Here is a 26,224-nt window from a genome sequence, read left to right as displayed (position 1 = left end):
TTATCACCTTTTCTAAAAATTTAATTGAGACACAAAAATATCTTGAAAGTTCTCTTTAAGGGATAATTCCAATACCTCTATATTATTCCTAATATTATATATCTCTTCAAAGCATTCTTTATTAATTAGTGCTAGCCTAGCTCCTTCCAATGAAGTATTCCCTAAAAAGCTTATCTCTCCTTTAAATCCCTTAGGAATAAGCCCTATTATCTTTATATTATCAGGGTTAACATGGTAGCCAAATGCACCAGCAATATATACCTTTGATATTTCTTCTATCTTTAGCCCTATTTCCTCCAGCATTAAAATTACACCGGCAGCTATGGCTCCCTTTGCCAGTTGAATCTGCCTTATATCCTTTTGGGAAATATATATATCCTCTGTTATATAAAATTTTTTATCTACTAATCTATTTTCGAGTTTAGAATCTAAATTTTTATTCCATCTCCCCGATTCCAAAAGAATATTTCTCTTAACCAATGCTCCGGCTATATCTATAAGTCCGCTTCCGCAGATTCCCAGGGGTTTTTCATTTCCTATGGTAGTATAGCTAATATTAAACTCTTCATCTATACTAAAGGTTTCTATAGCACCCCTTTGTGCACGACAGCCACATTCAATATTCATACCCTCTAAGGCAGGACCTGCCGCAGTAGATGTAGCTATTATCTTTCCATTCTTTAAGACTGCCATTTCACCATTGGTTCCAATATCTATAAATACGGCTTCCTCATTGTTTTTAAAATCTGATGCCATAATACCCGATACTATATCTCCTCCTACATAGGATGAAGCAGATGGAATTAAGCTAAGTATAGCCTCATCATTAACTTCAATGGATATATCTCTTGCCTTAAAAGCCTTTGGACTTAAAAATACTGATCTATAGGGGGCTTTAGCCAATGAATTTGGATTAATGCCCAACAAAAGATGCAGCATAGTAGTATTGGCAGAAATGATAATATAATAAATATCATCTCTATTATAGAGAGTCCCTGTTAGATTTTTTATTGAATTATTTATTTCATCTACTATCAATTCCTGAAGCTTAACAGCCCCTGCTGGATTTTCCATACAATATGTAATTCTGGTTAGGACATCTCCCCCATATTGAGTTTGAGGATTTAGGGATGACAGCTTTTCTATTATTTCTCCACTGGATAAATCCATTAAATAGTAAGAAATACCTGTAGTACCAATGTCTATTGCTATTCCTAGAATATTCTTTTTATGGCTACTGATATCTAACAACGTATCCTCAAATACTACACCCCATATTTCTCTAGAATTCCTTTCTTCTAGTATAGTAATTTTTCTATATAATTCTAGTGAATTAAAATCATATCCTAGATAATCAACATATGGAACATAGCTATCTTCATTAATCTCTGGAAGCTTTCTAATTTTAATAGGGCTGTCTATTGGAACATTGATACTAAACCCCTTATTTATAGTCTTCAACACCCTTTCCTTTTCAATCAACTCTACTTCTACATCTCCAAGTATTATTGCCATGCAGGACAGCCTTTCGGATTTCTTTTCATCAATGATTTTTCGTTCTCTATCACTAGGCTCAGATAGCTGTCCCCCTGCTATTACCTTACATTTACCACAAAACCCCATACCATTGCATGGGGTTTCAATCTTTAATTTCGCTTCTCTAATGGCATCTAATAAAATTGTACCTTTCTCTACTTGAATATTTATATTTTCATTAATGAATTTAACTATAGGCATTATATACTTCCTTTCACGTAGTCTGTCATAACTCTAAGATTTCCTAGTGGAGTAGACATACCTAAACCGCATGCCGGAGACACAATATCTACTCCCGAACCTATTGCGTTCTTTGTAATTGAAATAATCTTATCCTTAGGACCATTTTGCAACAGAAGTGTACTCACATTACCCATCAGTCTTGTATTCAGCTTAGATTTAGCAAATCTCATATTTACTATGGAATCGAAGCTAAGTGCTTGTACCTCTAAAGAGTTTAAGCTATCGATTATAGTTTTTGCATCTCCGCATATATGAATTATCACGGGTGTATTTATTTCTCTCATTGATTTTAAAAACTCAGTATACATAGGCATTGCAAATTTATCAAAATTTTTCTTGCCTAATATTTCACCTGTTGCTGTAGGATCTGAAATTGCAATGATATCAGCACCTGCCCTTACCATTCCTTTAGCATACTCTATAAGATAGTTATTTATATATTCAATAAAAGTGTGGGCTTCATCAGGTTCTTTTCTTATCATTTTAAACAACTTAATAGGATCCACAATTGAAGTAGCCGTACTTATAGGACCAGTGATATTCCCAATTACTGGAATCTCGTCATTCTTCAATCTTCCAATTGCTTTGATTACAGTTTCACTTCTTAAATTATTGGATATCTTTGGATCAGAGGATTTCATGATATCTTCCAATTTAGATTGATTATATTCCAGTATCCTTGGCTCATTAATCTTATCTCCTTCACTAATAATTACACCAAAGGGCTCTGATTCGCACGTCATGCAAAATGGTACTCCATAATTCTCAAATCCTATAACTTCTCTCACCTTAATGGCAGCAGCTACCATGGCATCTAAATCCGTATTATGATTAGCATTTATTTCTCCTAAAAGTTCTGTAACCGCGGCATTCATCATCCCCCCCGGACATATAACAGGAGGTCTGTCTGTTTCTTCGCCCTTTAAGGCTCTTAACAATCTTTCTTTTTCATTCATATTTTATTCTCCTAATCTTCACTAAATAATAGTTCTTCATCAATAGGATAGCTGCCATATATTCTGGCCGCATCCATTAATGCATCTATATTTTCCATTGGAGTATTCATAGGGATTTGACATCCAGAACTAAGTATATATCCCTTTTTAGTTCCATAAGTTTTTCTAATACATTCTTTAGCTGCTCTAAGTACATCTTCCCTTGTACCCTTTTGCATTATATCAACTGGTGGAACATTTCCTGATATTGTAATTCTATTTCCCATTATCTCCTTAGCATCTTGAAGGTCTTCTACGTTGTCTATACTAAAGCTTGATATTCCAGTATCCATTACAGATTCCCAAATACCCTTGCTTTTACCACAAATATGAATTGAAATACTACGTCCTGTTAAAGATTTCATCTTATCCACATTTTTCTTAATATAAGGTGCGGAAAATTCATTGAATTGTTTAACACTTATTAAACTTGTAGATGAAACAGGATCTGATAATCCCATCCCAACACCTAATTCTGCAGCTTTCTCTATAAATCTATTATTAGATTCTGTTACTATCTCCATTAATGTATGTACCTTGTCAGGATACTTTAGCATCCATTTCAATAGATTTTCGGTACCAACTACTGAGGCAGCAGTACTAAAAGGTCCGGCTAATCCTGTTCCAATATTTACTTCATGTCCTATCTTATCCTTTATAATCTTTACAGCCTTGAGAACTAATGGCAGCTTTCCGTCCTTTTCAGGATCACAAGGCTTTAAATTTTCTATTTCATCAACATGCTTTACAGCAGGAGTATCCATAAGTGAAATATTATTATCGGGATAGTACATCTTAGAGCCCATGGCCTCAGCAACTCCCCTTAAGGTAGCTGAAACGCTTACACCATCATGTCTTAATCTTTTAAACAACGCTATTTCCAGTTCTGCCATCCTCTCCGCTGAATGATAGTACTCTTTTAAAGCGATTCCTATAAAGGGAGCCATAGTTACTCCCATATGAGGATTGCATGGGATTCTGTCTACTTCAAGTCCCTGTGCAAATGCCGTCATCCTTTCCTTTGGAGTCATCTGATCCTTATTCAACTTTATCCCTCCGATCTAATTAACTGCCGCCATTGTTTTTATTCTCTTTACAGCTTCACCTGCATCAGCAGTATAAGCATCTGCACCAATCTCATCTGCAAATCTTTGAGAAATAGGTCCACCACCGATCATAACCTTATACTTATCTCTTATATTTCTTTCCTTCAACATATCAATTACAGTCTTCATTCCCATCATAGTAGTTGTCATCAAAGTTGACATACATATAAAATTTGCTCCTACCTCTTCCGCTACTATGATAAAATTTTTTAATGGAACATCTCTGCCTAAGTCGTATACCTCAATACCTGCCGATTCCGTCATTATCTTGACTAAATTCTTTCCTATATCATGGGTATCCCCTTCCACAACTCCTATTACCACCTTAATAGCATTGTCTGATGTTTCCGTCTTTATATGTGGTTTCAATATATCCAATCCTATATTTAATGTATCTGAGCAGGTAAGTACCTCTGGTAAAAAGTATTCCTGTTCCTCGTATAGTTGTCCTACTTTATCCATTCCTGCAACTAAGCCTTTAGTAATTGTTTCATCGGCCGGTATAGAAAGTTCCAAGGATTTATTGCAAAGTTCCTCTACTAATTCGTCCTCCATCTCTACTACTGCATCGCTTATTTCTTGAAATAAACTTTCTTCCTTCACTATATATTCCTCCCTTATACTTAACTTTCTAATTTATATTGTATATTAATTGACAATAGTATTCTAATAGGTATTATCTATTAATGTTATGATTGCTATAGAATAAAATAATATGTTTTGAAATTAGCAAGCCTTCTCATAGTTTTATTTATGTACTTTATTTTTTCTACATATAATCTTTTATCCTATCTAGTCGATAATTAACAATTCACAAAGAACCAGTGAAATTTCTTCTCTGGTTCTTTGGTTAACTATTATTAATTTAAGTAATAATCATCAAAAATACATCTTATTTACTATTTACCTTGCTAATCTAGTCATTAAATAATTTATATGCACCGCCATAAAATTCATTAAATTTATCCTTAAACTCATCTGTTTGTGTGACTTCAATTATAGCCTTTACCCACTCTTCATCAACATTTTCTGGTTGCACAACTAAACCTGTTGGAAATTGAGTAGAACTCTCATCTTCATAGAGATACACTTTAGGATCAAATCCAGCCATCTTCATTGTACTGGAGAAAGTTATTATTGCATCTACATCTTCAATACTTCTAACTGTTGCAGTAGTTTCCGTTTCAATTAATTTTATATTTTTAGGATTATCCTCGATATCTAATAAGGAATAAAAATTTCCTGTTTTCTCACCTAAAGTAATAAGGCCTGTATCTCTAAGTACCCTCAAACTTCTATCCATATTAGTAGGATCACCAGCTATTGCTATTTGAGCATTTTGTGGCAATTCATCTATACTCTTATATTTAGATGAATATATTGCAAAATAAGAATAGTAAACATAAGGCTCTACCATAGTAAGATTAGTATTATTTTCTTCATTGAAGGTATTTATCCAAGGTAAGTGATTGAGAATCAAACTATCGATATTACCTTCCTTAAGAGCTACAGCTGGAAGATGATTACCATCAAATACAGTTATCTCTAGGTCGTAGCCCTTTGGCTCAAGCAACTCCTTCATTATTTGAACTGCTGGTTCATTTAGAGGCATACATCCGACTGTAAATTTTCTCTTTTCTTCTATCTTAGTCTTATCATCTAGTTCATCGCCTGAATTAATTATAATATCCTGCTTTTTATCATCTTTTCCACAAGCTGTCAATATTGTAGATAAGATTATCAAACTCATCATAAAAATTAGTATCCTTTTTCTCTTTTTCATTATCTTCGCCTCCATTTAATGTTTTTACTTCTACTTATAGTTGTCTAGTCCTTTTATACCTATGTATGCTCCATCATCATAGTTTTTGTTATATTCAATATTTAAAGTATCCTCTAAGTTATTTTCTTTAAGCTTTTTCTGAATTATTTTCTTTTGAGGATTTCGTTCCAAAGGATTTACAGTTTGCTTTATTCCATCTAGTATAGTTGCGAATTTATTAAATGGAATTCCTATAGCCAGCTCATCTCTGTTCCACTGTGCTAAAAGCCTTGTGCCGGAACACATCATTGATATATTAATCTCGTTAGTTTCAAATGGAAAGGAAGTACATTCCTGACATAATGCCTGCATTCCCGCAATTTTTATTCCTTTAGCCTGTCCACTATGATAGGCATTCCCCTGTATAATTCTCATGGCATTATATGGATCGGTTATTATTATGACTACGTCTGGATTTTCTTTATATTGTTCTAAGGGCATTATTGCAACTCCATAAATATCATGCTGGCAATATACCATATCCCTTGATAAGCTTCTGCTAATACATAAATCTTTATATGACCCATTTTCTGAACGTCTTTTCCCTGATATAGTTCCATTATTTGGTTTTAATAAACCTAATGCCATAGCTGCACCAAGACATGCAAAGTTTTTTAAGCAAACCTTATAGGATTTACCCTGTGATGCATTTCTTACCATGGTACAATACGCCATCATATTATCCATTGTGCTGGCTTTAAATTCATCATATTCTTCTTTTTCAAATATAAATTTTATGCCTACTGCTTTTCTCTCTAATTCCAATAAAGATTCCAATAAAATTGAACTAGTATTAATATCTGACATATTTGATTTTCACCTCCTGAATCTATAAGAATTTTTTATATAACCAGGATCCAATTGCCTGAGTAATTATTACCATTATAAATAGTATAAATACGGAGGTATAAAGTATAGAATTATTAAAGCTTTGATATCCATAGTTTAAAGCTACAGCACCTAATCCTCCTCCGCCTACTGCTCCTGCTATAGTTGTACTTGCAATATAAGTAATTGTAGACATGGTAGCAATAGATATTATAGAGGGCACAGATTCTTTAACAATAATTTTAAATATAATCTGCATATCTGTTGCACCAAAGGATCTAGCTGCCTCTATAAGTTGCTTGTCCACTTCTCTAAAGCTATTTTCCAGCATTCTTGCAATAAATGCAGTCGCAGCAATAGATAAAGGCAATATGGCCGCCTTTTCGCCTACAGTAGTGCCTACAATCATTCTAGTTAAAGGAGATATGGCAACAATAAGTATCAATATTGGAAATGACCTTATGGTATTAACAAGGAAATCAAGTAGCTTATATATCTTCTTTTTAGGATTCAAACCATCTGGTCCATAGATTGTGAGCAATATTGCAAGACCAAACCCCAAGGCAAATCCAATAGTTACTGTAGCTATAACCATCCTCAATGTGGCAAAAATAGATGGTCCAATTATCTTTTTAAAATATTTCATCCATAATGTCCAAAACTCACCATTCAACATATTTCCCCCCTTCCTAAGAATTCTTCATCTAATTCAAAGCACTTCCAAATAACATTTTTGTCATCAAGATACTTCCTTACATTATTAAATTCATCATTGGGTATATTTATTATTATTGAACCTAATGGACTATTTTTATAACTTTCCATCTCTCCGCCTAATATTATGCAGTCTATATTAAGTTCCCTCGCCATCTTTGTAATAATAGGCTGAGAAGCATTATCTTGAGAATAGAATATCTCAATATTTATTCCTGTTTCAGGTAAAGCTATTTCCTTCTGTCCTATAAGGTTCTTTAAGGCTGGCGGCTGATTTAGGAACACTTTCTCCACTGGTCCGACTGCTCAATTCTTCCATCTTCAATAATTGCTATTTCTTCGCATATACTTCTCAAAACATGCATTTCATGAGTAACAATCACCATTGTTATTCCTAAATCCTTATTGATCTTATTTAATAATGAGATTATAGATTTAGTGCTTTTAGGATCTAATGCGGATGTTGCTTCATCACATAAAAGTATTTTAGGTTCCATGGCTAATGCCCTTGCTATTGCAACCCTTTGCTTTTGTCCTCCTGATAATTCTCTAGGTTTTGAGTTGATTTTATCTGGTATATCTATTACCTCCAGCAATTCTCGTACCCTTTTGTCTATAAAGGATTTGTCATAATTCCAGCATCTCAAAGGTAAAGCTATATTTTCATAGACCGTCAGCCTCTCCAGCAATGAGAAATGTTGAAATATCATACCTACATCCTTTCGAAAACTTCTTAGTTCCTTTTCTGAAAGATTTTTCACATCAATATCACCTACATATAAACTTCCTTCATTATATTTCTCCAAGCCATTTATGCATCTAAGCAAGGTTGATTTTCCAGTTCCGCTTCTTCCCACTAATCCAAATATTTTGCCTTCTTCTATTTGTAAATCTATACCTTTTAATACTTCCAGATTACCATAGAATTTCCTAAGGTTTTTAATTTCTATCATATTTTCACTGACTTCCTTTCCTTCCCATAATCCACTTTTTTTCCTTAATTGGTAAAGCTCTCATTAGTTAACCTTTTAACATCTTTTATCAGTGTATATTAATTTTAAAAACTAATCTAATCATTTTTCCAAATACCAACAGTGCAATCTATAGCTGCAATTTATGGTAAAATCATCGCTAAAAATTCTTTTATACTTACTAAAATTAATATTATTAATTTAATTATGCGTGAATTTACTAGAAAGGTTAAAATAGCTAGTATTATTCAATAAATTCCTGTTATCTGGTTAATTCATTTGCCCAAATACTATTTTCAATTAATGACTTTAATTGCAATTCAGAAGACCTTCCAAATGAAAGTGTATCTATCATAGCATTTGCTGCTGGATGATAGTATTGTCCTCTTTCTTCCGCTTCTTTACCCGCATTTTTAGCCTTTTCTATTATGGTTAAATCTTTTAATCTCATTTCATTTGGTACAGGATTTAATAACAATGTTTTTCCTTTTAATGGTTGTCCATTGTATTTACCTGTAAGTTTAACTGGCTTATCAGTTACCATAAAACCATCTACAGTATCTGTATCTTTCCCCCATATACTGACATCATGGTTCAATAACCATTTAATAGTTCCCTCTATATCTATAACATCCTTTGGCGAAGTAGCTATCAATGTTACATCCATAGTTGCTATGGCAGGTAAATCTGCACATAGCTCTTCTCCTATAATATCTCCAATGCCACCCATTCCAGCAGTTACTGCAATATGGATTCCTCTTTCCTTTGCTGCCATCATAGTCCCTGATGCAGTTAAAGCACCGCTTATACCATTATTACAGGACTCTATAAAGATATCCTTATCTATGCGTATCAATTCCTTAGCTCTATTTCTAAAGCTAATAAATTCGTTTATATTACCTATTATTATTTCTCCCCTATCAACCCAAGCTATACATTTATGCTCCCATGGCCATAATTTAACAAGGGTTTCATTATCAATGGATTTTAGCCCATGGGTCAATAAAGCTGTCTCTACAAGAAATTTAGTTTCTATATTCATTAATTCTTCACTTCCTTAAACTAATATTATTGATTTAAATCCGTTGTTAACTGCAATTGCTTTTAGTTTCTCCATCTCCTCATCATCAGGAGGCTCGTGGTTTGAAAACTCTTGACGTACTCCAAAGGGTCTATATCTTGTTATCTTATATTTAATATCTTGGTTTTCTAAATATGGCTGCAAAAGCTTTGTTATACTATCTATGGTTTCATAATTATTAATGCCTTTAATTACCACTGTCCTAATTTCATACAGCTTACCTAAACCAGCTAAATACTCAGCATTCTTAATAACCATATCATTATATTTTCTTGTAATAGAAAAATGTTCATCCCTATCCATAGCCTTTATATCCAGAATAAATTTATCAGCTATTTCTACTATTTCTCTTTCCTCTAATAAATCTACTCCTCCGTTTGTGTCTACAAAATTAGTTAGACCTATTTTAGTGGTTTCTTTAAACAGCTCTACTAAGAACTTAGATTGCAAAGTACATTCTCCTCCACTGGCTGTAATCCCTTTGATAAATGGTCTATTATACTCTATTCTCTTGAGAACATCTTCTACTGTCATATTATATATTTTAGGTGATGCATCATATTTACATGTTTTTATACAATTATCACAATCTACACATTTAACACTATCCCATATTACTTTATTATTTACAGAATCTAAGGCTTTTTCAGGACATTTCTCTATACATTCCAAACAGTTTATACAATGATTTATAGTTTCCGGATTATGGCAGTAAAAGCAGTTAAAATTACATCCTTGAAAAAATATTGCAGTCCTATTCCCAGGTCCATCTACTACGCTCATATCTATGATTTTATTGATTTTCGCCTTATTCATCTGTAGTCCTTACCATTCTATCTAATATATTATGATTTAGAATCTGTTCTTTTCCATATCTAATATTGCCATAATTCACATGGAAACCATTTTTAAGTCTTTCAAGATCAGATTTTTTAACTAAATACCCACTTACTCTGACTAGATCTCCGTCTTGTCTATAGGACGAAAGATACCTTGCACCAACTTCAAAGCCACCTTTAAATATATCCAAAATAGCATCTGGATTATTTATTGCCGTACTGTCAAATGGAAAATGGTCACTGACTCCTGAAGGAAAGTATTTATGAAATAAGCCTGAATGTCTTAAATGTGCATATATGGGAAGCTCCTGTCCATTGGCTATTCTAACTCCTGCTGTTGTTTCCGCTGTTGATTCTATTTGAGCATGAAGTAAAAAACGGTTATTCATTGCTTTTCCGTATTTACTTTTGAAACTCTTCACCCTATTATCTATGAATTCCATTATTTCTAACCCTAATTTATTCGCTTCATCATCCTTTCCATATACAAATGATTTTCCCTGAATTTTCATCAAATAGGTAACACATTCATGCATGCCAACTATGCCAAACATACCAACAAACCTATCAAGCTCAATAAAGCCTTCTGTTACTAAGAAATTAGTCTTGAAAAAAGTGCTTTCCTCCACTAGAAATCTTATTTTACTTTCCATAAAATTACATAATATATCTATGGTATAGGGTAAATTCTTCTCAAAAAATTCTTCTATGGATTCTGAATCAAAAGCTACTTTATTTAATTTAATCTTTGACAAGGTAAAAGCTCCTCCATTAGATGGAAGTCCATTAAAACAGCTTGCTATACCGTATTCGTCTCCGAAATCCGCCTTAAACATTCTGTCGTTGGCAAAGGCGGGATTAGCACATATAAGAGAGGATTCTATACATTTAACAGCAAAGCCATCTGGAGTTTTTTCTTTATCATATAATAATGTCATATTGGGAATGGTATTTTGTAATTCCTTTTCTAAGTCAATGATTATATTACCTGCCAATGTTTCTTCCGGGCCTATATTTGCATGACAAAAACTATCATTTATTGTTCTATCTAAATGAATTAAAAACCATTTAATCTGTTCCCTTGCCATTTCTTCATTCTCAATATACGGATCTAACAATTTATCAATTCTTCCGACAAAGACCGGATAATTACTAAAGGATGGTACATGATGATAAAATATTAATAGCGAATTAATTACTTCCATCAATGTCTTGGCAGGTTTTAACCTTAGAAAATCACAACCTTCCTTTAAAAGTTTTTCATAATTTGGCAGTATATATCGGGGAGTAAATGTGGCATGTCCTTCACCAAGGTCTGATACTATATCCTTCTCAAATAATTCAAAGTATTCTTCACCAACTCCCTCCGGATATGGAAGCTGATTTTCTGCTATTTTTGCTAATCTTGATACTATTTGGTCATAGGTTAAACTGGGATTTTTTATCTCCTTTAAAACATCTGCCTTTGTTTCATCTATATTTCTATATATCAATATATCCACCTCCATCTATTGATTATCTATTATAGGTTTCCTGCTAAAATTCTTTAAATTACTAATTATCAATACTAAAATAACCACTACAAATGGCAGCATCTGCAATAATTGAGTAGGGACTCCAAATGATGTTAAGGTAAGTGTTATCGCATTGGTATAAGCAAATAATATACCTATAAGAGCTGCCTTTAAAGGATTTCCCTTTCCCACAAGTATAGCTGCAAAGGCTAAAAATCCACGCCCTGCTGTCATATTTTCAGAAAACATACTTAGTCCTGATAAGGGCATATAGGCACCACCTAAGCCTGACATCATTCCCATAATAATCAATGCTATCCACCTATATTTTAATATATTTACTCCTGAGGTCTGAGCTCCTACTTCATTAATTCCAATACCCCTAAGCCTTAGTCCAAAGGGAGTCTTATACATAATTATAGTTCCTACTAATATAGAGATATAGGCTATATATACAAGTATAATTTGATTGTTTAATATCCTATTGATATATGGAATTGACCTTAAAACAGGCATATCTATAGGTTGAAAATTCACAATTTGAGGACTATGGAAGAAACCCCTTACTTTAAATATCTTAGTTAATAACAAGGTAGTCATTGCCCATGACCCAAAATTAAGTGCTATACTTACAATCATTGGATTTGCATTAAAATGAAGTACAAATATACCAAAAACTGCAGCAAGGATTATTCCTGCAAGAATAGCAAGTAAAGTACCTATATAGGGACTTCCTGATAAATAGCTTCCCCATGCAGCGAAGAATGCTGCTGAAAGCATAAAACATTCAAAGGCAATACAAAATGTTCCTGTTTGTTTACTGAAGGAACCACCTATGCTCGTCAATATAATTGGAGTACTCAATCTAAAGGCAGCTGACCATGTTACAGTTCCAAATAAGATTTCCATTATAGTCAACATATTGAAGATCCTCCTTTATAATTAATTTTCTTTAACTTTATTTTCTCTTTCCATTTGTTAAATAAGTTATCATAGTCAATAGAAACAAATAATACAAATAACATTTGAATTATGATGACTACAAGTCTATTTAACGTAGTCATACGTTCCATATGCAATGCCCCTTGTTTAAGAGCTCCCCATATAAGAGAAACGATTATTACTGCAATTGGATTGTTATTTGCTATACGAGTTATCATAATCCCATCCCAACCTAAATTATTGCTGAAATTAGGTGTAAATCTATAATATGAACCCGTTACCTCTATACCTCCGCCCATTCCCGATATTAGCCCTGACATTAGAAAGACCATTATAAAGGATTTTTTGATATTTATTCCACCCATTCTGGCAAAATTCATATTCTGTCCTATCTGAGTAAATTCATAGCCTTCTAAGGTATATTTATAGATAAACGCTATGAATAGCAGAATTCCTAATGCTATAAAAATCCCAGTATTGGCAGTAGTACCTTTGATGATTGTAGAAAGCCTGGCAGTCTTAAGTATCTGGGGAGTTGTTATAGATGCAGAGCCGTTAGCAGACTGCTGCCCTCCCATTATCACCCACATGGTTATATATTCTGTTAGATACTTTGCTATGAAATTAAGTATTAGAGTTGTTATAAGCTCGTTGATTTTAAAATACATCCTAAGTAATGCCGGTATTAATGCATATAACATTCCAACTACAGATGCAGCTAATAAACATGCTATTACATGCAATCCATGGGGTAATTCTATGGAATATCCGATTATTGCTGCTGATAATGCTCCCATATATAGCTGCCCTTCAATACCTAGGTTAGAAACTCCTGATTTAAAGGCAACTATAGCTGCTCCTCCTACCATTAAGCTGGATATAACCCATCGAATTGTATTTCCAATATTTATCTTGCTTCCAAAGGCACCTTCAACGATATACCCTACAGCTTGCAAAGGGCTCTCCCCTTGAACAGCAATCAGAATACATCCAAATAAAAGAGTTAATATAATTGATATACTATATCTTAATATAGTTCCCTTAACCTCATGACTCATCTTAAGCTTCATGGATTTCACCACCTAACATCATAAGACCTATCTGCTCTTCTGTTAATGATCTGCTGTCTTTATGCTCAATTATTGAGCCATTATACATTACCAATATCCTATCAGAAAGCTGCATCACTTCATTGAGCTCATGGCTGATTAACAGTATCCCTACTCCTTCTTCTGCCATTTCAATTATTCTCTTCCATATAAATTCAACTGAGCCAACATCAATCCCTCTAGTCGGGTCTTCAATAATCAATAGCCTTTGCTCTTGTAAAAATTCACGTCCTACTAGAAGTTTCTGTACATTACCTCCTGACAGAGTCTTTACCTTATCTTCTATTCCCTGTATCTTTACTGCATAATCCTCAACTATTTTATTTGTAAATATATTTATATCTTTATAATCAAGTAGATGTTTGGTTTTAAAACCTTTGGCCCTATGGTAACCCATTATTGCATTTTCCCATATAGTCCCTTCTTTATTAGTACCTACAGATGATCTATCTTGAGCAATATATCCCATTCCCATTTTTCGCCTTTTAGCTATTGTCTCATCTATTACATTTTCTCCTGAGAACAGTATTTCCCCATCATTATTACAGTTTGACAGACCTACTAATGCCTCTACCAGCTCTGCCTGACCTGAACCTGCTATTCCCGATATACCTACTATCTCTCCGGCATGTACACTAAAATTGGCATTTTTAACTCTTGTTATTCCTGATGAATCCTTAACTGATAGGTTCTCAACCTCCAGTACAGTATCTCCTATTCTAGGTTCCGGTTTATCAACTTGCAATATGACTTCTCTTCCAACCATAAGTCTAGCTAATTCTAATTCGTTTGTGTCCTTAGCCCACAAGTTTCCTGTTACTCTGCCATTTTTTAATACTGTAATATCATCAGCAATTTCCAATACTTCTTTCAATTTATGAGTTATAAGTATTATTGTTTTCCCTTGAGCCACTAAAAATCTTATGGCATTAAATAAACCCTCTACTCCTTGAGGAGTCAATACAGAAGTTGGCTCGTCCAATATTATAATATCTGCATTTCTATATAAAACCTTTATAATCTCCACTTGCTGCAAAGCAGCAACAGGTAATTCATCTACCTTTGCATCAATTGGAATATTGAATTTATACTTTTTACATATTTCTTCCACTTTTCTTCTGGATTTCTTATAATCTATAAAGATTCCTTTTTTCTGCTCAAACCCCATTATTATATTATCCAAAACTGTCATCTCAGGAAAAACCATAAATTCCTGATATACCATTCCTATTCCATGCCGAACTGCATCTAAGGGGTTCTTAAAATTTACCAGCTCCCCATGAACATATATCTTTCCACTATCAGGGCTTTGAATATTAGTTAGTATATTCATCAAAGTACTTTTGCCCGCACCATTTTCTCCAATTAGTGCATGTACTGTACCTTGTCTGACTTTAAACGTAATATTATCATTGGCCAGCAGGTCCTTAAATTTCTTATTAATATTATGCATTTCCAATACAAATTTATCTTTACCCATATCTCTATCTCCTTGATATGCAAATATAGGAACGATTAAACGTTCCTATATTTAAAAAATATTATTAATAATTTAGTCTATATTGTTCAAATCCTTCATAAACATCTACTTTCCCACTTTTAATATCCTCAATTAATTGTTTAACCTTTACTAATAAATCTTTCGGAATATTTTTTTCATCTCTTTCATCATAAACAGCACCGCCTGAGCTTAAGTCAAAGTCAACTGATGTTCCAAATTCTTTTCCTGCTGTATGATCTTCAGCTAAGGATATAATTGCAATATCCATCGACTTAACTGCTGACCAAAATACAGCTGGGTCTATATCTCCTTGCCAATCATCAACGCCAATAACTTTGATACCTGCTTCTGCACAGGCTGATATTACTCCAGGTCCTCCTAAATATGCACTTTGATATATAATATCTACATCATTGTTTTGAATCATTGTCTTAGCTGTTTCTTGTCCCTTAACCGGATCAAATGGGTCTCCTGTAAAGGCAGAGATTACTGATTTACCATTGTTAGCATAGTTAACGCCTGCTGTATATCCATCACGGAATCTTTGAACCTTTAGTATATCTTTATGTCCAATCCAACCTACTATATCCTTTTCAGTCATATTTGCAGCTACATAACCAGCTACAAATGATGATTCAAATGGGTCAACAGATACACTTGTTGCATTCTTCTTATCATGTTCCATATAAGTATCTAACATAAATATATGAAGATCCGGATAACTTTCTGCCAATTCATCGGAAAGCTCTAAAGCTACATTGCTTAATTCATCAAACATAGTAAACATAGCTGTATATCCTTGAGCTGCCATTGCTCTAATTTGTTCCGGATACTCTGATGCTTCTGATACTTCAATTGCTTTAACTTCCCAGCCTTTTTTCTCTAATTCTTGGAAACCGCTCCAAATTAAATCTGTAAAATCATTTCCCAATGGTGTTGTTGTTATTAAACATGCTTTTTTAGCAATTTCATCTTTACTTTCTTTACCATTTTCTTCTCCTGTAACTTCTGGTTTTCCTTGATCTGCATTTGCTGGATCTGCCTCTTTCTTTGTACATGCTGTCATTGTCACTACTAGCATAATAGCCATAACTAAACTAAGTAATCTTTTCACTTGTATCTCCCTTTCTTTTAATTTTATAGTTCATCTTTGAACAGGTTTTTCGGATAAAATATAATCAAATTATAATTATCTGGTTTAATTATTAATCACACTTTATCTGCATCTCCTTTATACAAAGATTTTCTTATTTTTTATAAAAATAACCCTCAACATTTTGTCGAGGTTATATTTTTAACAATTTAAATTATAGAAATCTTTATCAAAATACTTAGGAAATTACTATTTGGAGCAAACCGATTTTCCTCCACATCCCCAATTCTCACTTGGATGTTCTTCAATGATTACAGTAGTCTTAGCATAATAATCTTCATTACCTATGGCTTCTGCTAAAGCACGGCTAACTTTCTCTATTGCATCTTGTTTCATATTACTATCCTTCAAAACTCCCTCTTTCATCTTCAATATGATTAATGGCATAATATCTGCTCCTTTCCTATACCTATTAATATAATATTTCTGCTCTTAAATATGGTCTGTCAGTAAACTTCATGGATTCGACATATATCGACATCCACTTAATATTTTTCATCATAGCATATTAATTCTAGATAGTACAATTAAATATATCTATCCTAATATTTTATCTATATGTTTTTTCTATAACGTTTATTTTTACAGTTATAGCTACAATATTTTATAAATAACCCAATAATTTGCTGCATAATTTATTTATTAGAATGAATGAACTGTAATACATCTTCTACAGTAGCTCTTGTTCTAGGGCCTTTTTGCATACATTTTAGAGCAGCCGATGCAGAGGCAAATTCAATGGCTCCATATCTATCCATTCCTTTGCAGAAATAAGCATAAATGAATCCTGCCAAGAAACAATCTCCGGCTCCCGTAGTATCAATAGCTTCTACAGTATATGCATCCCTATAAATGGATTCCTCAGCATCATACCACAATGCCCCTTCATCGCCAGCAGTACATATTACCCCTTGAGGAACAGAATATTTTTTCAAGAATTTTTCTACTCCCTTATGATAATCTACCTCGCCTGTGATTTCAAAATAACCCTCTCGTCCACCGGAAACTATAGTAGAAAGACTAATCATTTCCTCTATCTCTTCCATGGTAACACCACATGCATTCATAAAGCTTGGGATACACTGCATATTATACACAACGGGAATTCCTTTTTTCTTAGCTAATCTCCCAAGATAAATAGATGCACGAGATGAAAACATATCAGTATAAAATACATCAATCTCATCCAGTATATCCTCCGGAAGCTCTTCCGGCTGCAGGTCTAATACCGAATCTCCTAAATTCGCAATAATACAGTGCTTCCCACCTGGAGCAGTTATAATGAATGTATGCAGAGTTGAACCACCCGGCTTAGTAACTAGAAATCTATCACAAACACCATCTTCTACTAAGGTCCTTCGGAATTCATCTCCATATTTATCATCACCAATTTTTCCTGCCTGATAAGCCTCTACACCATAGCTAGCCAATGCTACTGAAAGATTAGCAGCACTCCCTCCCGGTAAAAGTTTTTCAGAATCTATAAAACCAAATCCATCCTCCTTTGGTAGTTCTCTTGTTTCTAATATGACATCCATAGCCACCGTTCCAAGCGAAAGTACCCTCTTCTTTTTTTCCATTAGATATCTCTCTCCTTCATCTTACCTTATTAAATCCTTACAAGCTTTATATGTATGATTAGTTCAATGTCTACAAGCTAACTCTAAAGGTATCAAAATTTTATTCTTAATTAAAGAACTATTAAAGGATTTAATAATTCAAGTCTCCAATATAGAAAAATCTAATGATCTTTAGTCTGCTGTAATAATAAAATATAAGAAAAGCTACTTCTAATAAAAAATTAGAAGTAGCTTTTCTTTAAACTCATCAAGGTTAATTTCTTAAAGTAAAAAACAAAGAGTAGAACTTTTCGATCTGTTATAAAATATAATTCATGTTATTTTAATGATGATGGTGAAATATACTCATAGATAATGCCATGACGATCATACCCGCTATAGCTCCATATACTGATATATGATGATCCTCATATCTTTGAGATGATGGTAATAATTCGTCTAATGACACAAATATCATAATTCCTGCCACTATGGAAAAAAGAATTCCAAAGACTAAATCATTAAAAAATCTTGAGAGGATTAAATATCCAATAATTGCACCGAAGGGCTGACAAAGACCTACAAATAAGGAATATAGAAATGCTTTCCTTTTACTTCCCGTTGAATAATAAATTGGTACCGATATAGCAATACTCAATGGTATGTTATGAAGGATTACTGCTGCTGCTATTGGAACCGCTACAGATATATCTTTTAATCCAGCGGTAAAGATTGCTAATCCTTCAGGCAAATTATGTATAGCTATTGCAACAGCTGACATAATTCCTAGTTTTGATAAGTGTTCACCATTTTGATCATGATCATGACCATGTTCATGATGATGGTCATCATGTCCATGATAATGTCCTCCAAATTTATGGACTAGTTTCTCTACAATTGCAGTAATTAGCATTCCGCCAAAGAAACCTGCTAAGGCCACTAGATGACCTCCTTGTTCCCCAAAATATGATTCTATCAATTCCATACCTTCTGGTAAGATAGCCATAAAAGATACATATATCATTATTCCAGCTGAAAAACTTAAAGCGATAGCTAAAAATCTTTTATTTGTTTCTTTTATAAAAAAAGATAATATACTACCAAGTCCCATAGATAAACCCACTATGGTTGTAAGCCCCAACGATAATACTACTTCTTTACTCATTTTTCACATCCTCTCTTAGCTTTTGCTTTTTTGCTAAAAAACTGGCTATTAGTGCTGTAATTGGAATAGTAAGCACTAGCCCAATACTGCCTGCTAAGGATCTAACTACTTCCGTAGCTATTATATCCGAATTCATAATCTCTATTAATTGTGCTTCATACGCCATAAATAATAATAGAAGAGGAATAGATGACCCAGTATATGCAAGTATTAAGGTATTGGTCATAGTTCCCATTACATCTTTACCCACATTCATACCTGATATAAATAATTCTTTTCTTGAAAGATTATTATTTACATTATTAACTTCCTCTATAGCTGATGCTATGGACATCCCAACATCCATGACTGCCCCTAATGACCCTAATATTATCCCTGCAAAAAGTAGATTTTTAAAATTGAATTCTATTTCCTGAGGAATATACATTAACATTGTTGCCTCATCAGCACTTAATCCTGTAAGATGTATTTTTAATCCCACATAATATGATATTAAACCTGCTATAATAACACCTGCCGAAGTACCTGCTATTGCTGCTATACTCTTAGTATTGACACCAGATACTAAAAATATAGTTATAATCGTAACTCCTATTGAAATTAGCACAGATATAGGTATAGGGTTTACCCCTTTAAGTATCTGAGGTAATAGTATATAAAATACTGATCCTATTGTTAGAGCTAGTGATATAATTGCTTTTAATCCTTTAGTCCTTCCAATTATAAGAATCAATATAGCGAATAAAATAGCTAGATATATAATATAATTAGCTCTCTCGTAATCTGCAATATATACTTCATAATCTCCATCCTGAAGCTCTTCCATCACTACTAATATCTTGTCCCCCTTCTTCACAAAGAAGTTATAGGCCTCATTATCAGAGAGATGGTTTTCTATGTCAATTATTTCTCCTTTATGATTTCCACTAGTAATCTTTAATTTTACTCTTTGTAACCTGATGCCCTCATATAAATCTTCACTCTCTTCTGCATCTCCAGCTTCAAGGACCACAGCCTTTTCCACCACTGATTGCATATCTTCTGCCAATACCATGGAATTAACCAAAATCAATAATAATATAATAATTGATATTACTTTTTTCATAATTACCTCCCTTATGATCTTTTGTAAAAAAGGCTTCTACCTAAAGAATTAATATATTAAGGAAGCCTTTTTGAAACCCATCTAGAAAAAATTCACCTTAAAAATATGGCTTTCCTATGTATTATAGAATATTATATCATATTGAACTATGATAAAAGAATAAAAAATATATTGCCAAGAGAACCCCTTCCCTTGGCAATATCCTAACTCATTGCTACTGTTATAATTGGTACAATAATAGATATTATAAAAGATGCTATAAGTAAATATATTATAATTTTGGTCATTTTTGATCTATTCATAGTACACCTCCAACTATATAAATTATACTCTAATTATATACAGGATTCCAGTCTAATATATTGTAAATTCTTTAATTTTATGATAATATATTATAGAACTATTTAAGGGCGGTTAACTCAGCTGGTAGAGTGTCATCTTGACGTGGTGAAAGTCGTAGGTTCGAGTCCTATACCGCCCACCAATATTCAATTAACAATTCACAATGCACAATGCACAATTAAAAATTTAAGTAATTAAAAGGATAGTAAATCTACTATTCTTTTTTTGTCTATTTTTTTCTAATTATATCTGATATAATTAGAGTGTCTAAATAAATTAAAAGGGGTGTTTTGATTGAAGATATTAGTTGGTAAAGGCGGAGAAATAAAAGTTCTTCTAGTATTTAAGGGACAAGATAATTTAGATAGCTCACCTGAATTATATAGCTATTTGAAGGAAAGAGAAATTTTTAAGGGTACTTGTGGTGAAATTTATTCAGACATTTCTCCTAAGGGAAATAATGTAATTCTATTGGGACTAGGAGAAGAAGAAAAATTAACCCTTGAGTCTCTTAGAAAAACTTTTTATAAACTAGGTAAAGAATTGATGAAATATAAGGTAGAATCAGCAGAAGTAGAAGTACCTAAATTTGAAAATCTTTGCTATAGAAAGACTAGTATGGCCATAGCAGAGGGTCTTTTACAATCAGAATATGCATTTGAAAAATATCTATCAAAAAAGAAAACAAAACCTACAGTTAAAGAGTTTTTCTTAAATGTATTAGAAGATAGAAAAGATAAGGTTGAAGAAGGAATTGAAGAAATTAACAATATTATTGAAGGTATATTCCTAGCAAGAGATCTAGTTAATGAGCCTGCAATGGCAATGACTCCTGTAGAGCTTGCTAAAAGAGCTAAAGAAGAATTAACAGGCTTAGGAGTTGAAGTAGAAGTTTATGGCAAAGATAAAATAGAAGAAATGGAAATGAAAGCATTTCTAGCTGTATCTAAAGGCTCTGCTATTCCACCTCAATTTATAGTAATGAAATGGAATGGAGATAGTGCATCAGAGGAAAAACTTGCTCTCGTTGGTAAAGGACTTACCTATGATTCAGGTGGATATTCTATAAAACCTGGAGATAGCATGATAAATATGTATAACGATATGGCCGGATCTGCTTCTGTAATTGGTACAATGAAATCAATCGCTAGATCTAAGCTAAAGAAGAATGTTGTTGCAATTGTGGCAGCTTGTGAAAACTTAATCTCTGGAGAAGCATATAAACCTGGAGATATAGTTGGATCCATGGCTGGAAAAACTATAGAGGTATCAAGTACTGATGCAGAAGGTAGATTAACTTTGGCAGATGCATTATGGTATGCTGCAACAGTGGAAAAAGCAAATCAAATAATCGATATAGCTACTCTTACTGGAGCATGTGTTGTTGCTTTAGGCAGCATAAATACTGGAGCTGTAACTAATGATGAAAGTTTAATGAATAAAGTCAAAGATGCTGCAGAATTAGCAGGTGAGCCAGTATGGCAAATGCCTTCAAATGATGAATATAGAGATTTAATAAAAGGAACTGTTGGTGATTTAAAAAATACCGGCGGAAGGGGAGCAGGCACAATAACTGCTGGACTTTTCTTAGAAGAGTTTGTAAACAATACTCCTTGGGTTCATTTAGATATAGCTGGAACTGCTTTTCTATCATCTGAAAGAGGATATTTACCTAAGGGAGCTACGGGAGTTCCTGTAAAGACTTTATATCATTTAGCTAAGGGATGTAAAGGAGAAGGATGTAATCATTAAAAGCTAGAGGTTGCCTCTAGCTTTTTTATCTTTAACCATAATATATCTAACCTTCTTGCCTTTCAGACTTAAATGTAAATGCAATTATAGTTGATATTACAAGAAGTATTCCTGCTACTATATATGCAGTATTATAGTTATGGGTGGAGTCAAAAATCGCTGCTGCTGTCATAGGACCTATAATCCCTCCAACTCCCCATCCCGTATAGGTAAGACCATAATTTATTCCAAAATTCTTTATTCCATATAAATCTGTTACAGTTGCAGGAAAAACTGAAAACCCCGCACCATAGCATAAGCCTGCTATGGCCACCCCTATTGCTAGAAGACCTATATTTGAATATTTGGCAAATAGAAACATATTTACTCCTTGTAGAATAAATACCATTTTCATAAGACTTACTCTTCCTATTTTATCTGATAGAGTGCCTCCCAATATTCTCCCAAGAGCATTAAATATAGAAAGCAAAATTACTAATATAAATCCTGCTTGCCAATTTACTTGGCTTTTAGCGATACTGGATACATGTCCTATAATCATTAGACCCGCAGAAGATGAAAAGGTCAACATAAGCCAAAGTTTATAGAAATTCAGTGTCTTTATCATTTCCTTCCATGTGAAATCATTAGATGCTTTATCTTTTTTCTTTTCAGTAGAAGTGGTTTTCTGAGACAAGAAACCTTCAGGCGGATTTTCCAATAACTGTGCCAATATCAATGTGAGAATTAAGGCTCCAACTCCTATGTAGATAAAAGTCTTAGATATTCCTACTTTACTTATCAAATAATTTGCTAATGGCGAATAGAATACGGAAGATAAACCGACACCAGCTACTACTATTCCAGTTATCATTCCCTTCTTTTCATAGGGAAACCATTTTACTGCTGGCGGTACTGTAGATGCATTTACAGTACCTATTCCAGTTCCAGCTATTACTCCCATGGTCAGTATCATAATCTTCGGATCTGTAAATATCCCTGAGAATATGAGACCTGCCCCCATTAATATACCCCCAATCGTAACTGTCAATTTTGGACCTTTTTCATCTTGTATTTTCCCAAATATAACCATAGCAATTACAAAAAATACTGTAATCATTGTATAAGGAAGTGATGCTTCTTTACTGGTCCAATTAAGGTCTTCAATTAATGCTTTGCTAATTACACTCCATATGTACACTAAACCTGCTATGACATTAGTTAATGTAGCTGCCCATAATACTTTATATTTTTTTGTGTTTATATCCTTCTCCATATTAGCCCCCTTGTAAAGTCATTATTTTGTACTACAATATTATATCATTGAAAAATCCTACCTACAACAAAGATAGCATAATCATAGTATTAAAAAATCTCCTTAGAATTTTCTCTTTTATAAAACATATAAATAAATATCTGACTATTTTCAAGAGGTGATTTTTTGAATAAAAATAGATTTATTTACGGATCAATTATTATGGTTTTTATGAACTTTCTTATGAAAATCATTGGGTTTGCTTATGAAGTTGCTTTATCAAAATTTCTAGGAGCAGAAGCCATGGGATTATTTCAAATTTCCATGTCCACCCTTATGACTTTCTTAATTATAACTACTTCTGGAATTCCTACGTCTGTAACAAAGCTAGTAGCTCAAGAAAATTCTAAAAAGAATTCTAATAATGTAGAAAGCATATTTAATTCAACCCTTACTTTTAACCTTTTTGCTTCTATTATAATTAGTATAATCCTATTATCATTTTCTGAACTCATTTCTATTAAGATGCTTAAAAATAAAGATATGGTGCTTGGCGTATATTTCATGATTCCAGCTATTATTATTCTTTCTGCAAGCTCAATATTGAGATCATATTTCTATGGTATGAAGGATATGATAACTCCCAGTATTGCACAGATAATCGAGCATTTGACCAGATTCATCATTATTGTGGGCATTCTTTATTATATATGCCCTGTGGAACCTATACATGGAGCCACCATAGCTATTCTAGGAATCAGCATTGGGGAATTCTTCGACCTTATGTGGTCACTATTCTCTAAAAGACGGCTATATAAAACTAAGAGCAATTACCCAATTGATAAAAAAAATGAAAAATCTTGCTTAATTAAGGTTTTATATATGTCTATACCTTTAACTATCTCAGGATCATTTGGTGTTATCCTAAGATTTATCAACACAATCCTTATACCTAACAGACTTATGGCTGCAGGATATACTAGTAGTGAGTCTATCTCAATATTTGGGAGAATTATGGGAATGACCATGCCCTTGATTGGATTATCCTTTATAGTTACATCTGCTTTAGTTATCAATCTAATACCTAGCTTATCAGAGCAGATAGCTTTGAAGAGATATAAAGATATAAAAAGAGATATACATTTATCTATCAAAGTTACTTTGTTAGTAGCACTTCCTCTGATGTCTTTATATGTAGGACTCTCTAAACCATTAGCTATCCTTTTATACAATGACCCTCTAGTGGCTAGTTTTATACATGTAATGGCTTATGGTACTGTTTTGTTGGCACTACAACATACCTTCTCGGGCATACTATTGGGTCTTAATAAGCAAACCAGTGCTACTGTCAATAGTATAATAGGTATGATTCTCCGAATAATTCTTATATATATTTTCGTGGGAAACCCCAGATTCGGAGTAAATGGAATTTTTATTTCTTTTTATGGTTCTAATACAGTGATTTTAATCTTGAATCTTATTGCAATACGGTCTGTAGTAAAATTTGATATTGACTATATAGATATTATAGGAAAACCTTTAGTTGCTTCTATATTTATGATTGGGTTTATCTATTTATCTATCCATGATATAGGAAACCTTCAAAACATTAGCACCTTAGGGTTTGTATCTAGCTTATTAGCTGGCAGTCTAGCTTATATTTTTGTTCTATTCTTGACTAAAGCAATACCTAAAAACCTCTTTAAAAAATTAATTAAACTTCCTTAAAATATATGATATTGTAAGGTTTTTGTAACCCCTCCTTTACCAAATTATTGTATAATTTAGCTAAAGGAGATGAATAAAATGAGGAATAGAAAATCAATCTTTATAATGGTTTTAGTTTTTGCTTTGATAGTTTCAGGATGTAGTGCAAAAAAATCTGAATCCTATGATATGTCTGTTCAGGATAGGGCTCCTGCTGAACCATCAGCCGAAAATGAAGAAAGAGGCATGGATAGTGTAGGTGAAGATAAAAAATCCGAATATGATCTAATCGAGCCTGATAAGATAATTACCACAGTATCAATTTCTATGCAAACAAAAGAATTTATGGCTACTGTTGAAAAGTTAAATTCTCTCATAGGTAAATATAAGGGTTATATTGAGAATTCAGATATCTCCTACAATAATTATGTTTATTCTACTAGTTTAAAGCATTCTCAGTATTCAATTAGAATTCCAAGGGAAAATCTAGATACTTTTAAAAATGAATTAAAGGAAATTGGAAATATAATCTCTGAAAACACTTCTAAAGTAGATATTACTAAGCAGTATCGAGATACAGAATCTAGACTAAAGGTTTTAGAAGTTAAGGAAGGAAGAATACTTGATCTGCTAAAGAAAGCAGAGAAAATGGAAGATATAATAGCTCTTGAAAATCAACTTACCAATATTATTTATGAAAAGGAAAATTTAACTGCTAATATAATGGATATGGATGATAAGGTAAATTATAGTACTGTTAATTTCTATCTTGAAGAAGTGGCAAAACTAACTCCCGGTGAAAATATAAAAACTCCTTTCTGGACTAAAGTAGGAAATGCATTTAAAGATTCTTTATATTTCTTTACCTACAATATTGAAAACTTAATTATATCCTTTATATATTTCCTTCCATATGGAATAATCATAGGAGTTGTAGCTTATGTAGTATGGAAGTTTATAAGAAAGAGGAATAATACGCTTCCTAAAGAGTAAAAAGCAAGGGAAC

Annotated in this window: 24 protein-coding genes and 1 tRNA gene; 4 read left to right on the top strand and 21 right to left on the bottom strand. The window is 33.0% G+C overall.

The features are described 5' to 3' along the window. Positions 1-12: 12 nt before the first annotated feature. From CIW83_RS08085 to CIW83_RS07995, 20 genes are all read right to left on the bottom strand, one after another. Positions 13-1,737 carry an ASKHA domain-containing protein gene (locus CIW83_RS08085; RefSeq protein ID WP_094900340.1) on the bottom strand — a complete coding sequence of 575 codons (1,725 nt, stop codon included), beginning with the start codon at positions 1,735-1,737 and terminating at the stop codon, positions 13-15. Further along, the gene (locus CIW83_RS08080; protein ID WP_094900339.1) at positions 1,737-2,735 is read right to left on the bottom strand and encodes a uroporphyrinogen decarboxylase family protein; all 999 of its coding nucleotides are present in this window, start codon (positions 2,733-2,735) and stop codon (positions 1,737-1,739) included. The genes CIW83_RS08085 and CIW83_RS08080 overlap by 1 nt, the downstream gene beginning before the upstream one ends. Before the next feature lie 11 nt (positions 2,736-2,746). After that, positions 2,747-3,820 (bottom strand): uroporphyrinogen decarboxylase family protein, encoded by a 1,074-nt coding sequence (locus tag CIW83_RS08075; protein WP_094900338.1) that lies wholly within the window; start codon positions 3,818-3,820, stop codon positions 2,747-2,749. Positions 3,821-3,835: 15 nt separating this feature from the next. Then, positions 3,836-4,483 carry a corrinoid protein gene (locus CIW83_RS08070; protein WP_201259734.1) on the bottom strand — a complete coding sequence of 216 codons (648 nt, stop codon included), beginning with the start codon at positions 4,481-4,483 and terminating at the stop codon, positions 3,836-3,838. A 313-nt stretch (positions 4,484-4,796) separates the two neighbouring features. Further along, complete coding sequence (locus CIW83_RS08065; RefSeq protein ID WP_094900336.1) at positions 4,797-5,663, bottom strand: MetQ/NlpA family ABC transporter substrate-binding protein; 867 nt, start codon at positions 5,661-5,663, stop codon at positions 4,797-4,799. A gap of 30 nt (positions 5,664-5,693) precedes the next feature. Further along, the gene (locus CIW83_RS08060; protein WP_094900335.1) at positions 5,694-6,509 is read right to left on the bottom strand and encodes a DUF169 domain-containing protein; all 816 of its coding nucleotides are present in this window, start codon (positions 6,507-6,509) and stop codon (positions 5,694-5,696) included. A gap of 22 nt (positions 6,510-6,531) precedes the next feature. Then, positions 6,532-7,206, bottom strand: a complete 675-nt coding sequence (locus CIW83_RS08055; RefSeq protein ID WP_094900334.1) for a methionine ABC transporter permease — start codon at positions 7,204-7,206, stop codon at positions 6,532-6,534. After that, positions 7,200-7,538, bottom strand: coding sequence for an NIL domain-containing protein (locus tag CIW83_RS23655; RefSeq protein WP_235601263.1), 339 nt, complete (start codon positions 7,536-7,538; stop codon positions 7,200-7,202). Before CIW83_RS23655 ends, CIW83_RS08055 begins: the two co-directional genes overlap by 7 nt. Continuing rightward, entirely contained in the window at positions 7,520-8,197 is a 678-nt protein-coding gene (locus CIW83_RS08050) for a methionine ABC transporter ATP-binding protein (protein ID WP_235601262.1), read from the bottom strand. The genes CIW83_RS23655 and CIW83_RS08050 overlap by 19 nt, the downstream gene beginning before the upstream one ends. Positions 8,198-8,477: 280 nt before the next feature. Then, positions 8,478-9,257 (bottom strand): pseudouridine-5'-phosphate glycosidase, encoded by a 780-nt coding sequence (locus CIW83_RS08045; protein ID WP_094900333.1) that lies wholly within the window; start codon positions 9,255-9,257, stop codon positions 8,478-8,480. A gap of 15 nt (positions 9,258-9,272) precedes the next feature. Continuing rightward, on the bottom strand, positions 9,273-10,112 hold the full coding sequence (locus tag CIW83_RS08040; RefSeq protein ID WP_094900332.1) for a YjjW family glycine radical enzyme activase: 840 nt from the start codon (positions 10,110-10,112) through the stop codon (positions 9,273-9,275). Beyond that, a complete protein-coding gene (locus CIW83_RS08035; RefSeq protein ID WP_235601261.1) occupies positions 10,105-11,628 on the bottom strand; it encodes a YjjI family glycine radical enzyme in 1,524 nt (507 codons plus the stop codon). The genes CIW83_RS08040 and CIW83_RS08035 overlap by 8 nt, the downstream gene beginning before the upstream one ends. Before the next feature lie 15 nt (positions 11,629-11,643). Beyond that, positions 11,644-12,570 (bottom strand): ABC transporter permease, encoded by a 927-nt coding sequence (locus tag CIW83_RS08030; RefSeq protein ID WP_094900330.1) that lies wholly within the window; start codon positions 12,568-12,570, stop codon positions 11,644-11,646. Further along, positions 12,564-13,661, bottom strand: a complete 1,098-nt coding sequence (locus tag CIW83_RS08025) for an ABC transporter permease (RefSeq protein WP_094900329.1) — start codon at positions 13,659-13,661, stop codon at positions 12,564-12,566. The genes CIW83_RS08030 and CIW83_RS08025 overlap by 7 nt, the downstream gene beginning before the upstream one ends. Continuing rightward, entirely contained in the window at positions 13,651-15,180 is a 1,530-nt protein-coding gene (locus tag CIW83_RS08020) for an ABC transporter ATP-binding protein (RefSeq protein WP_094900328.1), read from the bottom strand. Before CIW83_RS08020 ends, CIW83_RS08025 begins: the two co-directional genes overlap by 11 nt. Before the next feature lie 64 nt (positions 15,181-15,244). Beyond that, positions 15,245-16,315: a BMP family ABC transporter substrate-binding protein gene (locus CIW83_RS08015; protein WP_094900327.1), complete on the bottom strand. Its 1,071-nt coding sequence runs from the start codon at positions 16,313-16,315 to the stop codon at positions 15,245-15,247. Between the two features lie 228 nt (positions 16,316-16,543). Next, positions 16,544-16,741, bottom strand: coding sequence for a tautomerase family protein (locus CIW83_RS08010; RefSeq protein WP_094900326.1), 198 nt, complete (start codon positions 16,739-16,741; stop codon positions 16,544-16,546). A 248-nt stretch (positions 16,742-16,989) separates the two neighbouring features. Next, positions 16,990-17,934: a carbohydrate kinase family protein gene (locus tag CIW83_RS08005; RefSeq protein ID WP_094900325.1), complete on the bottom strand. Its 945-nt coding sequence runs from the start codon at positions 17,932-17,934 to the stop codon at positions 16,990-16,992. Between the two features lie 322 nt (positions 17,935-18,256). Beyond that, positions 18,257-19,078, bottom strand: a complete 822-nt coding sequence (gene zupT, locus CIW83_RS08000; RefSeq protein WP_094900324.1) for a zinc transporter ZupT — start codon at positions 19,076-19,078, stop codon at positions 18,257-18,259. Next, on the bottom strand, positions 19,071-20,183 hold the full coding sequence (locus CIW83_RS07995; protein ID WP_094900323.1) for a YibE/F family protein: 1,113 nt from the start codon (positions 20,181-20,183) through the stop codon (positions 19,071-19,073). Before CIW83_RS07995 ends, zupT begins: the two co-directional genes overlap by 8 nt. A gap of 408 nt (positions 20,184-20,591) precedes the next feature. Between CIW83_RS07995 and CIW83_RS07990 the strand changes: the two genes are divergently transcribed. Further along, positions 20,592-20,667: transfer RNA gene (locus CIW83_RS07990), tRNA-Val, on the top strand. Between the two features lie 152 nt (positions 20,668-20,819). Continuing rightward, complete coding sequence (locus tag CIW83_RS07985) at positions 20,820-22,277, top strand: leucyl aminopeptidase (RefSeq protein ID WP_094900322.1); 1,458 nt, start codon at positions 20,820-20,822, stop codon at positions 22,275-22,277. A 46-nt stretch (positions 22,278-22,323) separates the two neighbouring features. Here the strand turns inward: CIW83_RS07985 and CIW83_RS07980 are convergent, their stop codons facing one another. Beyond that, on the bottom strand, positions 22,324-23,532 hold the full coding sequence (locus tag CIW83_RS07980) for an OFA family MFS transporter (protein WP_201259733.1): 1,209 nt from the start codon (positions 23,530-23,532) through the stop codon (positions 22,324-22,326). Positions 23,533-23,697: 165 nt separating this feature from the next. On the opposite strand from CIW83_RS07980, the gene CIW83_RS07975 reads away from it, so the two are divergent. Together CIW83_RS07975 and CIW83_RS07970 are read left to right on the top strand one after the other, a co-directional pair. Then, positions 23,698-25,239: a polysaccharide biosynthesis protein gene (locus CIW83_RS07975; protein ID WP_094900321.1), complete on the top strand. Its 1,542-nt coding sequence runs from the start codon at positions 23,698-23,700 to the stop codon at positions 25,237-25,239. 78 nt (positions 25,240-25,317) lie between these two features. After that, positions 25,318-26,211, top strand: a complete 894-nt coding sequence (locus tag CIW83_RS07970; RefSeq protein WP_158220055.1) for a DUF4349 domain-containing protein — start codon at positions 25,318-25,320, stop codon at positions 26,209-26,211. Positions 26,212-26,224: the final 13 nt, after the last annotated feature.

The sequence above is a fragment of the Tissierella sp. P1 genome (genome assembly GCF_002266425.1).
In the GTDB taxonomy this organism is placed as follows: Bacteria; Bacillota; Clostridia; order Tissierellales; family Tissierellaceae; genus Tissierella; species Tissierella carlieri.
This window is presented reverse-complemented; position numbering and strand designations above follow the sequence as displayed.

What these genes read in the sequence shown, in the direction of transcription:
- CIW83_RS08085 (WP_094900340.1), bottom strand. Translation starts at nt 1,737, where the DNA reads ATGCCTATAGTTAAATTCATTAATGAAAATATAAATATTCAAGTAGAG.
- CIW83_RS08080 (WP_094900339.1), bottom strand. Translation starts at nt 2,735, where the DNA reads ATGAATGAAAAAGAAAGATTGTTAAGAGCCTTAAAGGGCGAAGAAACA.
- CIW83_RS08065 (WP_094900336.1), bottom strand. Translation starts at nt 5,663, where the DNA reads ATGAAAAAGAGAAAAAGGATACTAATTTTTATGATGAGTTTGATAATC.
- CIW83_RS08060 (WP_094900335.1), bottom strand. Translation starts at nt 6,509, where the DNA reads ATGTCAGATATTAATACTAGTTCAATTTTATTGGAATCTTTATTGGAA.
- CIW83_RS08055 (WP_094900334.1), bottom strand. Translation starts at nt 7,206, where the DNA reads ATGTTGAATGGTGAGTTTTGGACATTATGGATGAAATATTTTAAAAAG.
- CIW83_RS08050 (WP_235601262.1), bottom strand. Translation starts at nt 8,197, where the DNA reads ATGATAGAAATTAAAAACCTTAGGAAATTCTATGGTAATCTGGAAGTA.
- CIW83_RS08045 (WP_094900333.1), bottom strand. Translation starts at nt 9,257, where the DNA reads ATGAATATAGAAACTAAATTTCTTGTAGAGACAGCTTTATTGACCCAT.
- CIW83_RS08040 (WP_094900332.1), bottom strand. Translation starts at nt 10,112, where the DNA reads ATGAATAAGGCGAAAATCAATAAAATCATAGATATGAGCGTAGTAGAT.
- CIW83_RS08030 (WP_094900330.1), bottom strand. Translation starts at nt 12,570, where the DNA reads ATGTTGACTATAATGGAAATCTTATTTGGAACTGTAACATGGTCAGCT.
- CIW83_RS08025 (WP_094900329.1), bottom strand. Translation starts at nt 13,661, where the DNA reads ATGAAGCTTAAGATGAGTCATGAGGTTAAGGGAACTATATTAAGATAT.
- CIW83_RS08020 (WP_094900328.1), bottom strand. Translation starts at nt 15,180, where the DNA reads ATGGGTAAAGATAAATTTGTATTGGAAATGCATAATATTAATAAGAAA.
- CIW83_RS08010 (WP_094900326.1), bottom strand. Translation starts at nt 16,741, where the DNA reads ATGCCATTAATCATATTGAAGATGAAAGAGGGAGTTTTGAAGGATAGT.
- CIW83_RS08005 (WP_094900325.1), bottom strand. Translation starts at nt 17,934, where the DNA reads ATGGAAAAAAAGAAGAGGGTACTTTCGCTTGGAACGGTGGCTATGGAT.
- zupT (WP_094900324.1), bottom strand. Translation starts at nt 19,078, where the DNA reads ATGAGTAAAGAAGTAGTATTATCGTTGGGGCTTACAACCATAGTGGGT.
- CIW83_RS07995 (WP_094900323.1), bottom strand. Translation starts at nt 20,183, where the DNA reads ATGAAAAAAGTAATATCAATTATTATATTATTATTGATTTTGGTTAAT.
- CIW83_RS07980 (WP_201259733.1), bottom strand. Translation starts at nt 23,532, where the DNA reads ATGGAGAAGGATATAAACACAAAAAAATATAAAGTATTATGGGCAGCT.
- CIW83_RS07970 (WP_158220055.1), top strand. Translation starts at nt 25,318, where the DNA reads ATGAGGAATAGAAAATCAATCTTTATAATGGTTTTAGTTTTTGCTTTG.